This window comes from Georgenia deserti (genome assembly GCF_042680605.1).
Taxonomy (GTDB): Bacteria; Actinomycetota; Actinomycetes; order Actinomycetales; family Actinomycetaceae; genus Allobogoriella; species Allobogoriella deserti.
Window position 1 is genome coordinate 396151 of sequence record NZ_JBHUEE010000002.1, and the last position, 12498, is coordinate 408648.

At 72.2% G+C, this 12498-nt stretch carries 9 protein-coding genes; 3 read left to right on the forward strand and 6 right to left on the reverse strand.

What is annotated here, in order from left to right; translation table 11 throughout:
- Position 1: 1 nt before the first annotated feature.
- Positions 2-250: a hypothetical protein gene (locus ACFSE6_RS05490; RefSeq protein WP_388003183.1), complete on the forward strand. Its 249-nt coding sequence runs from the start codon at positions 2-4 to the stop codon at positions 248-250.
- Here ACFSE6_RS05490 and ACFSE6_RS05495 read toward each other — a convergent pair.
- From ACFSE6_RS05495 to ACFSE6_RS05520, 6 genes are all read right to left on the reverse strand, one after another.
- Positions 247-2739 (reverse strand): glycoside hydrolase family 2 protein, encoded by a 2493-nt coding sequence (locus ACFSE6_RS05495; protein WP_388003186.1) that lies wholly within the window; start codon positions 2737-2739, stop codon positions 247-249. The genes ACFSE6_RS05490 and ACFSE6_RS05495 overlap by 4 nt on opposite strands.
- A gap of 433 nt (positions 2740-3172) precedes the next feature.
- On the reverse strand, positions 3173-3610 hold the full coding sequence (locus tag ACFSE6_RS05500) for an aconitase X swivel domain-containing protein (RefSeq protein WP_388003189.1): 438 nt from the start codon (positions 3608-3610) through the stop codon (positions 3173-3175).
- 44 nt (positions 3611-3654) lie between these two features.
- A complete protein-coding gene (locus ACFSE6_RS05505) occupies positions 3655-4917 on the reverse strand; it encodes an aconitase X (protein WP_388003192.1) in 1263 nt (420 codons plus the stop codon).
- A gap of 18 nt (positions 4918-4935) precedes the next feature.
- Positions 4936-6375, reverse strand: a complete 1440-nt coding sequence (locus ACFSE6_RS05510; protein ID WP_388003195.1) for an FAD-dependent oxidoreductase — start codon at positions 6373-6375, stop codon at positions 4936-4938.
- Positions 6375-8093: a dihydroxy-acid dehydratase domain-containing protein gene (locus tag ACFSE6_RS05515; RefSeq protein WP_388003198.1), complete on the reverse strand. Its 1719-nt coding sequence runs from the start codon at positions 8091-8093 to the stop codon at positions 6375-6377. Before ACFSE6_RS05515 ends, ACFSE6_RS05510 begins: the two co-directional genes overlap by 1 nt.
- 90 nt (positions 8094-8183) lie before the next feature.
- Positions 8184-8975, reverse strand: a complete 792-nt coding sequence (locus ACFSE6_RS05520; protein ID WP_388003201.1) for an IclR family transcriptional regulator — start codon at positions 8973-8975, stop codon at positions 8184-8186.
- A 276-nt stretch (positions 8976-9251) separates the two neighbouring features.
- On the opposite strand from ACFSE6_RS05520, the gene ACFSE6_RS05525 reads away from it, so the two are divergent.
- The gene (locus tag ACFSE6_RS05525) at positions 9252-11711 is read left to right on the forward strand and encodes an FtsX-like permease family protein (protein ID WP_388003204.1); all 2460 of its coding nucleotides are present in this window, start codon (positions 9252-9254) and stop codon (positions 11709-11711) included.
- A gap of 35 nt (positions 11712-11746) precedes the next feature.
- The gene (locus ACFSE6_RS05530) at positions 11747-12484 is read left to right on the forward strand and encodes an ABC transporter ATP-binding protein (protein WP_388003207.1); all 738 of its coding nucleotides are present in this window, start codon (positions 11747-11749) and stop codon (positions 12482-12484) included.
- Positions 12485-12498 lie beyond the last annotated feature (14 nt).

The window sequence follows — 12498 nt, forward strand, 5'->3', positions numbered from 1 at the left end:
CATGTCGTCCGGTGCCGGCAGCGGGGCCCGCGGCGCCCCGGTGAACGAACAGGTGCGCCGTCTGCAGGACGGGTTCGCCGCCGACGGATTCCGGATGGATGTCGCGGCCGACGGCGACCGGGCGATCGTCACCGTGATACGCGAGCGCAGCGACGACTGCCTGATCCCGCAGGCGACGCTGTGCGGTTACCTGGCCCGGGCGATGGACCTGGATCCGGCACACATCGAGATCCGCTATCCGCCGGACTAGCGCCCCCCGGCGCCGATCGCCGCCGCGTGCAGGTCGTTCGAGCTGCGCAGCACCGGAGGTGCCGTGAGCGCCGCCGGATCGAGTTCGGCGGCCGTGGACACGTGCACGGTCACCGACTCGCCGGCGAGCAGGACGTCCAGAGCGCGATCGGCGGTCGAACGCGGGTCGAGGCGGTCGGGCAGGACGGTGACGTCGAGGGCGAGCGAGGACGCGGAGACGGTGACGTCGTAGCCTTCCGGAACGCGCTCCGCAGTGGCGGTGACCGCCGCGGGATCGAGCGCGACGTCCGCGTTCTCGGCGAAGAGGTGGACGGCGCGCTCGGCCCCCAGGGCGGCCACGAGCACCTCGTGTGCCGGGTCGGCCGACGCAGCGACGTCGTCCGGGACCTCGACGTGGCCGACGGTGCGTGGCGCGACCTCGACGGCTTCCGAGGTCTCGGCGAGCGTGCGCCCCTCGAGCCCCTGCCGCGAGATCGCGACCGTGCCGCGCCATGCCTCGTCGGTGTCATTGACCACCGCGACCACCAGCGTCTCGCCTCGCGGTTGGACCGTCAGCAGGCGGGGCGCGTAGGCCGACCGCAGGGCGAACCACAACGGCTTGCGACGCTCATCACCGTCGACGGCGGCCCAGGACGTGACCGGCCAGCAGTCGTTGAGCTGCCAGACGACGGCACCGGCCGTGCGTGGCCAGTGCGAGCGGTAGTGCTCCAGGGCGAAGCGCACGGCGTGGGCCTGGTTGAGCTGGGTGGCCCAGTGCCAGTCGCCGAACCCCTCCGGAGCGGGCAGGTGCGGGGTGAGGCCGCGGTCCAGCTTGCCGTTGCCGTCCGGGGCCTTCTGGTGCAGGAGGAACGCCCGGGACTCCTTGTGCAGGTCGGCCTCGTCCAGCGCACGGGTCAGGGTGGCCCAGGTGGGCGGGCCCTGGAAGCCGAACTCGGAGACGAACCGGGGAGCCTCGTCGCGGTAGTGCCGGTAGTCGATCTGGTTCCAGACGCGCCACTCGTGCTTGAGGCCGTGGTCGGCGTCGTTCGGGTGCTTCTCCCACGGGGCGAAGCCGGGCGAGGTCGGACTGCCCTCGACGTAAGGACGGGTGGGGTCGAGCTCGCGCACGATCCGTGGGAACAGGTCGTGGTAGTACCCGTAACCCCAGGTGGCGCCGCCGAGCGGTTCCTGCCAGCCCCAGTCCATGAAGCCCCAGAGGTTCTCGTTCCCCCCGTTCCACAGCACCAATGACGGGTGTGGCATGAGGCGGGCCACGTTGTCGCGGGCCTCGGCCTCGAACTCGCTGCGTTGCGGTTCCTCCTCGGCGTAGGCCGCGCAGGCGAGGAGGAAGTCCTGCCAGACGAGGATCCCGGCGGCGTCGCAGGAGTCGTAGAACGCGTCGTCCTCGTAGATGCCACCGCCCCAGATGCGGAGCAGGTTGAGGTTCGCACCGACGGCCTGGTCGATCCGGCGGGCGTATCGCTCGGGCGTGACACGGGTGAGGAGGTGATCGTCCGGGATCCAGTTGGCTCCTTTGGCGAAGATCGGGGTGCCGTTGACCTCGATGGTGAAGCCGGTACCGACCTCGTCCGGCTCGGTGCGGACGACGACGTCGCGGAAGCCGATCCGGCGCTTCCAGGTGTCCAGATGCTGCTGCCCGTGGTGCAGGCCGACCTGGAGCCCGTACAGCGGCTGGTCGCCGTAGCCGTGCGGCCACCATCGCTCGGCGTGCGGCACCTCGAGGGCGACGACGCCGCGGGCGCCGCTCACGGCGACCTCACCCTGCGCGGCGGGTGACGTCCCGTCCGGCGCGGTCAGGGTGGCGTCGAGACGCAGGCCCTCCACGGGGGCGCCGTCCGTCTCGACGTCCGCGAGGATCTCGACCCGGCCGGTGCCGTCCGCTGCCACGGTGACCACCGGCCTGACCTCGGCCAGCCGTGCGAGGCTCCAGCGCTCCAGCCGGACCGGGCGCCAGATGCCGGCGGTCTGCAGGTCGGGGCCCCAGTCCCAGCCGAAGGAGCACGCCATCTTCCGGATGGCGTTGAAGGGATGGGGGTAGGAGTGCGGGCGCGGACCGAGCTCGGCCTCGAGCTCCTCGGCACGAGTCAGCGCCGAGCGGAACGAGACCGCCAGCGCATTCTCGGCAGCGAGCAGTTCCGTCACGTCGAACCGGTACCGGCGGTGCATGTTCTCGGTGCTGCCGAGCTCCGTACCGTTCAACGTCACCGTCGCGACCGTGTCCAGGCCGTCGAAGCACAGCGCTGCCCGCTCCCCCGGCTCGAGCGGCACTGCCTCGAACCTTGTCTCGTAGACCCAGTCCGCGCGGTGCATCCAGGTCAGCGCACTCTCGTTCTCACCGAGGTACGGGTCCGGGATGAGGCCGGCGTCGAGGAGGTCGGTGTGCACCGAACCGGGCACCGTGGCGGGCACGAGGGCGCCGTCCACCTCTGCCGGGACACCCCCGCCGGTCGAGCGCAGGGTCCAGTCACGGTGCAGCGGGGTCGTCCTCATCGAGTCTCCTCGTCGTGATGGTGCGGTGTGGCTTGCGCCACCTCATCCTCTCCGGCCGCCCAGGTGGGAGGCCAGGATGTTCGTCATACGGTCGGACATCACGCGCCCCGTCCCATGGTCGAGGAGCGGCCCTGCCGCGCTCCGCAACGGCCGCGTTATCCACAGTCGAGACCGCACGAGCGCTGTCCACAGGATGCAGGCAGACGGCACGCTGCGCGCCGTACGGTCGTATCACCGCCCGGAGGCGGGCGGCGGGGCAGGCCAGCGGCCGCCACGGCTCGTCGGGATCTGGCCCTGCCGTCCCCCAGCCGCCACCCGCCTCCGGGTCGCCTTGTGCGTGGCGGGTCGGCGGGTCCCCAGACCCGCCGTCATCGCGGCGCACCAGGACGTTGCCACCGACAGGCGGTACGCCGGGATCCGGCCGGCGGCCTGGTCATCCCCCCGACGACGGGGAGTAACGGACGTGGACACGCCCGCCGGCCACGGTGACCTCGGAGACCGGCAGCACCGTGCCGTCGGAGACGAACGCGTCGAGGTCGTCGAGCTGGATAGCCGGGACCTGCAGCGCCACGAGCCCCACCGCCAGTTTCGAGTTCACCGACCGGGTCACCACGGCCACGGGTGCCGTTCCCATCACCCGCGCGAGGTGGAACTGGCCCGACCAGCCCGAGGACCCTTTCGCGCCGGGCATCACCAGGATCCGACCGGTGAACGAGGCGCCGCGCTGCGGGTGGGTGATCTCGGTGATCGTGCCCGTGGCCGGATCGATGCCGCCCCAACCGGAGATCGGGGCCGTGCACACGAGCGCGGACCCGGCCGCCCGTCCGGCCACGAGGACGTGTCCGGTGAGGGTGCGGTCCGGGAGCGCCACCGCCGCACCCGGACCGGCTGCGGGCGACGCACCGCCGCCGGCGCTCACGGCAGCCGCCCTTCGACCGCGGCGTGCACGCAGTCGGCGGTGGACGCGAACGCGCCTTCGACTCCCATGATCGCGGGCAGATAGTGGACCTGCTTGGCGGAGTCGGTGGCGAAGCGTCGCGTGCCGGGAGGCAGGAACTGTCCGATTGCGGGGCAGGTGTCGGACATCACCCGGGCACCCGCGCGCTCGATGACCGCTTCCAGACCGTCCTCGCGGGCGCGGCGGCGCAGGGCGCTGGGGGTGAAGACCCAGAGCGTGACGTCGGCGCTGACCTGCCGTCCGTCCAGTGCTGCCGCGACCTCCTCGAGCTGACCGTAGGACGCGTGCGGGCACCCGATCATCACGAAGTCGACGTCGTCGCCGGTGCGGGTGGCGTTGAGACGGTCCAGTGTCGCGGCGGCGTCGGCCGCGGTGTAGCTGACCTCGGCGGCGTCCGGGCGCAGGACGTCTTGGGCTTCGGCGCACTCCGCGGTCACGCCGGGGATGTGGAACAGCTCCGTATCGCCCGAGCTCGCGGCCGCCGCGCCGAGCTGTTTGAGCTGGACCAGGTCGGGACGGGACTCGAGGCCCTCGACGAGAGGGACGGCGTCGTCCGTGACGGCGGCGCCGAGCCAGTAGCCGAGGACGTTCCAATCGGCCGTGGTTCGCACCGGCGCGTGCACCACGACCCGCACGTCCGCGCGGCGGTTCTGCGTCAGGTGGAGGCCGGCGTTCGGCGTCAGGCCGGTGAGCATCGACGCCGCGGCCGATTCGCGCCCCTCGGTGTTGGTTCGTGCCCCGATCACCGAGTTGATGAAGGCGACGGCGGAGGATTCCATCCACGCACAGTGGTCCCCGCGCTGCGGCAGGAACCCCACCTGGTAGGGCGTGCACGTGTTGAGCAGGCTGACACCGAGCCCCTCGAGGTAGGCCTGGCTGGCCTCGACCCGGTCGACGCTGCCGCGTGGGAGGCCCTGCACGTCGGGGTTCTCCCGGTCCATCGGGCCGATGAGCTGGCAGGCGTGGACCCGGGTTCTCGCCGGTGCCAGCGGCTCGTCGCTGGCCAGGGAGAACCGGTTGAACAGCCGGCCGGGCTCCTCCGAGCCGAGCGGGCGCGCGTGCCGCGGACCGTAGATGTTGGCGCCGGCGGCGCTGGCGATCTCGATGAGGTTCTCGGCCTGCATGATGTCGCCGTACTGCTGCAGGATCCGCATGGCGGCGGCGACGGTCTCGCCGTGGTCGCCGTCGGCCATGGCGCGTTGCTCGTCGGTGAGGTGCACGTCTGCTCCGTCCGGCCCTCAGCGGACGCCGGCCGGCCGATGGGTGGCCGGCCGGTCGGTGCCGAGGTAGGCGCCGTCGTCGAGCAGGCGCCGCTGCAGTGCCGTGACGTCGACGTCGCCGACCGCGACGCCCGCGCCGAGGGCCAGGTCGGCCGCGGTGCCTGCCGCCTGCCCCATGGCGAAGCAGGGCCCACTCACCCGCGCCGAGGACTGGCCGCGGTGGGTCATCGAGGCGCACCGGCCGACGGCGTAGAGGTTCGCGACGCCGTCGGGGACGATCATCCGGAACGGGAGCTGGTTGAAGCCTCGGGACTCCTCCGGGGGGAACCGGAACGCGACGGTGCCGGCGACGTGGGCCTCGACCGGCCAGCCGTTGACGCCGATGGTGTCCGGGAAGTCGGCGCAGCCGAGGATGTCGTCCTCGGTGAGCTGGTAGGGCCCGACGATGCGCCGTGTCTCGCGGATGCCGATCTGCGGGGCGATGTCGACGACGTAGGAGTCCTCGAAGCCGGGGGTACGGGTCTTGATGAAGTCGAAGGTCTCCCGGACCTGGCGCCGCCCCTGGATCTCACCGTGGGTGAGCTGGCGGACGTCGGTGCCGTCCACCGGTGAGCCGTCGTCGTTGGACAGCTGGGTCAGGTTCGAGCGCCACTCGGTGGGGTGGCGCTGGGGCCGCACGATCGGCTTCTTGCGGGGGAAGTGGTGGGTCCCGGCCGCCTCGGCCTCGTCCATGAGCCGGGCGACGGTCTTCCACGCCTCGCCGGCCCGCTCCGGGTCGACGCCGTTGATCCGGAACATCAGCGACGGGTAGAGCAGGGTCTCGGCGACCTCGAGCGGGGCGCCGGCCCAGGAGGCGAGGTCGCCGTCGCCGGAGCCGTCGATGAACATCTGGCCGCGGATGGCGCCACGGCCGGACTTGGACTCGACGATGACGGCGTCGATTCGAGCCCCGCCCGCGGCGCCGTCCTCGCTGAGCACCAGCCCGACAGCCATCGCGTGGAACAGCAGCTCTCCCCCGCCGGCCAGCACAAGCTCATCTGCGGCGATCTTGTACGCGGAGATGTCGTACGCCTGAGCGGCGATGCGGTCCTGCACGGACAGGTGCGGGTCGTTCAGGCCGTCGAGGGCGGTGAGCCGGTCGAGGAGTTCGTCGGCGTAGCCGCGGATGACGCGGCGGTCCTCGCCCTCGACCCGGGCGTGCAGTCCGCAGAAGGTGGATAGCCCGCCCATGGTGCCGGCGCCGCCGAGGAAGCCGTAGCGTTCGATCAACACGGTGGAGCGTCCGGCGCGGGCGGCGGCGGTGGCGGCCATGAGTCCGGCGGGCCCGCCGCCGACCACGACGACCTCGTACTCGCCGATGACCGGGACGTCCCGGGCGGACTCCCGGACAGACTCGCGGGCCTGGCCGGGCCGGGCGACCTGGCCGGACGGCGTGGCGGCGTCGCCGTCGTGGGTCATCAGGCACCCCCCGTGGCGCTGCGCGCGCCGAGCACCGCGCCGCAGGCCAGCGGCTGCACGGTGGCGCGGTATTGGTCGAGGTAGCGGGAGGTGTCGGCGGGCGCCGGTGGGGTGAAGGCGGGGCGCGTGGCAAGCTCGGCGGGGTCGACGAACAGGTCGAGGCGGCCCTCGGCGAGGTCGATCTCGACGAGGTCACCGTCCCGGACGAGGCCCAGCGCGCCACCGGCCGCCGCCTCCGGGGAGACCTCGCCGATGCCGATGCCGTGGTTGACCAGGCCGCTCATCTGGCCGTCGGTGATCACGGGGACCTCGGAGGCGAGCCCGCGACCCTCCAGGGCGAACACGAACGCGGAGATCATGCCCATCGCCGGGCCGCCGGTCACGCCGATACCGCGGATGATGGCGACGTCTCCGGCCTGGATCCGGTTCTCGACGACGGCCTCGATGCCTTCCTCCCGGGAGTGGAAGACGCGCGCCGGGCCGCGGAAGCTGCGGGGGCCGGGGTCGGGGATCGGGCGTTTACTGACGGCGCCGTCGGTGGCGAGCGTGCCGCGCAGCACCACGATGGCCGGAGTCGTGGAGCAGGGGTCGTCCAGGCTGCGGATGACACGGCCGTCGCCCGGGCGCGCGCGGGCGAGGTTGTCGGCGAGGGGGCCGCCGTCGACGGTGCGCTGGTTCCCGTCGAGCAGCGGCTGCAGTTCGCGCAGCACGGTGGCCGCTCCGCCGGCGTCCTCGAGGTCCTCGATGAGGTCGGGGCCGTTGGGGCGGATGGAACATACCGTGGGGGTCTCGCGGCCGAGGGTGCGGAAGGTCTCCCACACATCGAGGTCGACACCGGCCTCGGTGGCGACGGCCTGCAGGTGCTTGATGGTGTTGACCGAGCCGCCGACGGCGAGCATGGTCCGCACGGCGTTGGTCACCGATCCGGCGGTGATGACCTCGCGGGGCCGGACGTCGCGTGCGACGAGATCGGCCAGGGCGTGGGCGCTGCGCCGGACGGAGTCCCACATCCGCTCGCTGAGGGCCCGAACGGGTGCCGAGCCGGTCACCGCCATGCCGAGGGCCTCGGCGGCCATGTGCATGGAGTTCGCGGTGGCCAGTCCCGAGCAGACCCCGGGACCACGGATGGCGCCATCGGCAAGCTCGTGCAGTGCCGCCAGCTCGTCCGCGGCGCGCTGCGGTCCGTCCGGCCCGGAGTGATCGCGCAGACCCTGCTGCGCCGCGCGGAGGAAGATCTCCTCGACGTCGGCCTCGCCGCCCTCGGCCAGACCGCTGCGCTGGTAGCCGCACGGGACGATCACCGTGGGGATGTTGAGCCGGCCTGCCGCCATGAGGTGGCCGGGCGTGGTCTTGTCGCAGGAGCTCAGACAGATCATGGCGTCCAGCTGGGCGCCCTCGACCATGACCTCGACGTCGTTGGTGATGAGGTCCCGGGCGGAGAGCACGTACCGGCCGCCGCGGCCGGCGTTGGTGATGAAGTCCGACGGTGCCGCGGTGCGCAGCTCGAACGGGAGGAGGCCGAGCGAGCGCAGCTCCTCCTTGAGGAGGTCGGCGATGTCGTCGAGGTGGGCGAAGCAGGCGGCCAGATCGTTCGAGGTGTTGATGATGGCCACCTTGGGCCGGTCCAGCTCGGTGGGATCGATGCCGAGGGAGACCCACTGTGCGCGGCGGGTGACGGCGTGTGCGCTGGCGGCCGGGAAGTTGCTCCGCAGGCTCATTCATCCTCCTTGATCGCTCGGACCGTCGCAGCGGGCACAGCCCTGCGGCAAGCACCCTTTCCGCCCAGCGGGATCGGCCCGGACAGCCGATCAGCCCATGCCCTGCTCCCACGCGGTGCGCTGGACCGCCCGGGCGGTGCTGCGCACCAGATGGCCGTAGCCGTGGATGACGGTGCCCTCGGGCAGCACCAGCGACAGCGATCCGACCGGCCGGCCGAGCCGGTTCAGCACGGGCGCCCCGACGGCGATGCTCGGACGGGTGCGGCGACAGCTCACGGAGTAGCCGCTCGCGCGGGCCTGCGCCATCTCGCGCCGGATCTCCTCGGGCGGGTCGTCGGCGGGACGGCGGGCAAGGTCGGCGAGGTACTGCTCCTGCTCGTCGGACTCGGCGAACGCGAGCAGCGCCATGCCGACGGCCGAAGAATGCATGGTGTCGCGCTGGCCGATGTACGGCCGTTCCCGCCGGCTGCCACGGGTGCCGTTCCCGTCGCTGCCGCGCCGCCGCAGGCTCTCGACGATGGTGACCTTGCCGTTCTCCGGGATACCGAGGTGCACCGGCATCCCGGTGGTGGCGTACAGGTCCTGCATGAACGGCAGGGCGACCCGTTGGATGCCGAACGTCTTCGGGGTGAGCAGGCCGAACTTCCACAGGTCCACGCCGATGCACAGGTCGTCGCTGTCGGTGCGCTCCAGCATGCCCAGGTCCAGCAGTTCGCGGACCATGCGGTGCGTGGTCGAGAGCGGGAGCCCGGCGCGCCGGCTCAGCTCGGAGAGGCTGAGCGTGGTGTGTTCGTAGTCGAAGGAGGAGAAGAGCCGGTGGACCCGCTCCAGCGAGGACCGGCGTGGCGCCGCCTCCGGTGATGCGGTCGGTGTCGGTACCAAGACGAAGCCCCTTTGCTGCGTGCGGCACTGCCATCGTCCCACCCGCAGCGTCCAGCCGGCCGCGGCCTTCCACTCAATGGAAGCCGTCCGGCTCCGGAGCCAGGTTCGTGTCGGCCACGCGTGGGGCGCAGGGACGGAACGCGGCGTGCCGACCCTGGCGCCGTCGCGCAGTTTGCCGGGGTCGGCTCAGGGGGTTTCCCCGATCCGGTCGCGCTGTTCCGGGACGAGGCTGAGGCCATGACATCACTGGGGGAAGGTCGCCGGGACGCTCGCCGCATGCGGCGGCGTGCAGACATCGGTCCCCGGCGCGGGCTGCTCGCCCGCATGGCGTGGCGCGATGTGCGCTCGCGGCCGATGGACACGGCCGCGCTGATCGCGCTGGTCGCGCTGAGCGTGCTGCTGGCGACCGCGAGCGCAGGCCTGCTCGCCAGCGTGGGCGGTGCGGCCGACCGGCTACTCGCGCGGGCCGACTCCCCGCACGTCGCGCAGATGCATGCCGGCGAACTCGACGAGCGCGCAATCGACGAGTGGGTCGGCGCGCGCACGGACGTCGCCGCCCACCAGGTCATGCCGCTGCTCACCCTGGACGGCCGGGACCTGAAGATCGACGGCGCGGCACAGAGCGGCAGCGTCCAGCAGAACTCGCTCATGGTCCCTACGCCCGAGCGCGATCAGCTCCTGACACTCGACGGCGCGGTGCTGGGCACCGTGGCGCCCGGCGAGGTGTGGCTACCCGTCTACTACGCGATCGAGGAGGAGATCTCCGTCGGCGACGAGGTGGTGATCACCGCGAACGACGGGTACCGGGCCGAGTTCGTCGTCGCCGGATTCCACCGCGATCCGGTCATGAACACCGCGATCGCCAGCTCCAAGCGGCTGGCCGTCAACGCGGCCGACCTGGCCGACGTCGCCCGGCACACCGGTGCGACCGAGTACCTCATCGAGTTCTGGCTCGACGACCCGGCGCAGGCCGGCGCGTTCACCGCCGCCTACCTGGCCTCCGGGTTGCCGAGCGACGGCCCGACCGCGGACCGCTCGACGTTCCGGCTGTTCTCCATCATGTCCGAGGGGCTGAACGCAGGAGTCGCCATCCTCGCCGCCGCCCTCCTGTTCGTCGTCGCGCTGCTCTGCCTGCGGCTGTCGATCCTCACCGCACTCGAACGTGACCTGCGGGAGATCGGTGTCCTCAAGGCCATCGGCGCCCCACGACGAGACGTGCGCCGGATGCAGCTCGCCCGGTACGGGGCGATCGGCCTGACCGCCTGCCTTCTCGGTCTTGCCGGTGGACTCGCGCTGCTGCCCACCATGTCCCGGTCGCTGACGGCGTACCTCGGAGCGAGCAGCGCCCTCGCGACCTGGCTGGCACCGGTGCTCACCGCCGCGGGCATCTTCCTGCTCGTGCTGGCGTTCGTCACCCTGGTCCTGCGCCGGATCGGGCGGATCAGCGCCGTCGAGGCGTTGCACGCCTCCGCCGCGAGTGCCCGGCGCGGACGGTCCTGGCTCACCCTGCACCGCTCGGCGGCTCCGGTGGGAGTCCGGCTGGGGCTGATCGGGGCACTGCGGCGCTGGCGTACCTCGGCCCTGCTCGTCACCGTGTTCGCCGTCGCGACGTTCCTCGTCCTCGTCCCGATCGCCGCGGCGATGACCATCGCCTCGCCGTCCTTCACCACCTACATGGGGATCCCGCGCGCCGACCTGCTGATCGGACTGACCGCGGACGAGGCCGGCGAGCAGGACGGGACGAATGGGCAGGACCGGGCCGGTGGGCCGGGTGCGCAGGGCCGCCCGGGCGCACCGGCCGGACGGCTCGCCGAGGTCACCCAGGCGCTTCAGGACCACGCGGCCGTCGACCGGTTCGTCACCCACACCTCGGTCCGGGCGGAGATCACCGACGCGGACGGACTGCCCGTCGGCGTCTTCGTCGAGAACGGCGACAACACGACACTGCCGCTCACCTACACCGACGGACGTGCCCCGCGGGCCGAGGACGAGCTCGCCCTGTCCCTCGTCGCACTCGCCGCGACGGGCGCGCACGTGGGCGAGAGCATCGAGGTGCGCAGCGGCGACGTCGACACCGAGGTCGAGATCGTCGGGTCCTACCAGGACGTGACCAACGGCGGACGGACGGGGCGCGGGATGCTGCCGACCGCGGGCGCCGACGTCGCCGGGTACTCCGTCGTCGTCGACCTCGCCGACGCAGTGGCCCCGGGCGGGACGGCCGAGCAGCTGCGCGAGACCGTCGACGGCCGCGTCGCCGTCGTCGAGGAGTACCGGGACCAGACGCTCGGCCCGGTTGCCGAGCAGGTCACCCGCACCGCCGTCGTCGGCGGCGCCGTCGCGCTCGTCCTCGCCGCCCTCATGACGATCATGACCACGCGGCTGGTACTGGCCGCGGATGCCGGTCAGATCGCGATCCAGCGAGCGGTCTCGATGTCCGACGGCGCGGTCCGCAGCCAATACCGCACGCAGGTGCTGGCCGCACTGGCGGTCGGTCTGCCGCTCGGGGTGTTCGGCGCCGCGACGCTCGGGCAAAGCGTGTTCAACCTGCTCTTCGAGGGGCTGTACGGCGGGTTCGAGATGGTCGGCCAGGGAACCAGCCGGATCGAGTTCGTCTTCGCGCCGTTGCTGACCTTCGGTGTCCTCCCCCTCGCCCTCGCGGTCGTGGTCGCGGGTGCGACCGCCGCCGCCTGCCACGACATCAGATCCATGGGAATCAGAACGGTGGTGCCGGAATGACCGCGACGACGACAGCGACACAATCAGGGCGGGACGTGATCCTCACGGCCCGGGGCATGCGCAAGAGCCACGGCGGGCAGGAGGTGCTGCGCGACGTCGACCTCGACGTCGGTCGCGGCGAGTTCCTCGCCGTCATGGGCCCGTCCGGCTCGGGCAAGTCGACCCTGTTGTACGCCATGAGCGGGATGGACAGCCCGTCCGCCGGGACTGTCGTCTTCGACGGCCGGGCACTCACCGGCCTGTCCGAGGCCGAGCTCGGTGAGCTGCGCCTGCACCGCATGGGTTTCGTGTTCCAGCAGGTCCATCTGCTCCGGAACCTCACCCTGCTCGACAACGTCGTCCTCCCCGGGTTCTTGGCGCGCGCCAGGCCACGTGCCGAGGTCGTCGGGCGTGCGCGGGCGCTCATGGCCGGTGCCGGGGTGGGTGACCTCGCCGACCGCGAGGTCACCGAGGCGTCCGGCGGACAGCTTCAACGGGTGGGGATCAGCCGCGCGCTGGTCAACGACCCCGCCATCATCTTCGCCGACGAGCCCACCGGTGCGCTGGACTCGGCCGCCGCCGAGACAGTTCTGCGGCACCTCGCCGGTCTGCGCACGAGCGGCACCACGCTCGTCGTGGTCACCCATGACGCATACGTGGCGGCGCACGCCGACCGGGTCATCGCCATGGCGGACGGCCGGATCGACGGTGAGCTGAGCCTGGGCAACGTCGATCCCGACGACGCCCCGGCCATGGCGAACCGCCACGCCCGCGTCCTGGAATGGCGCGGCTGACGCGCCTACCCAGT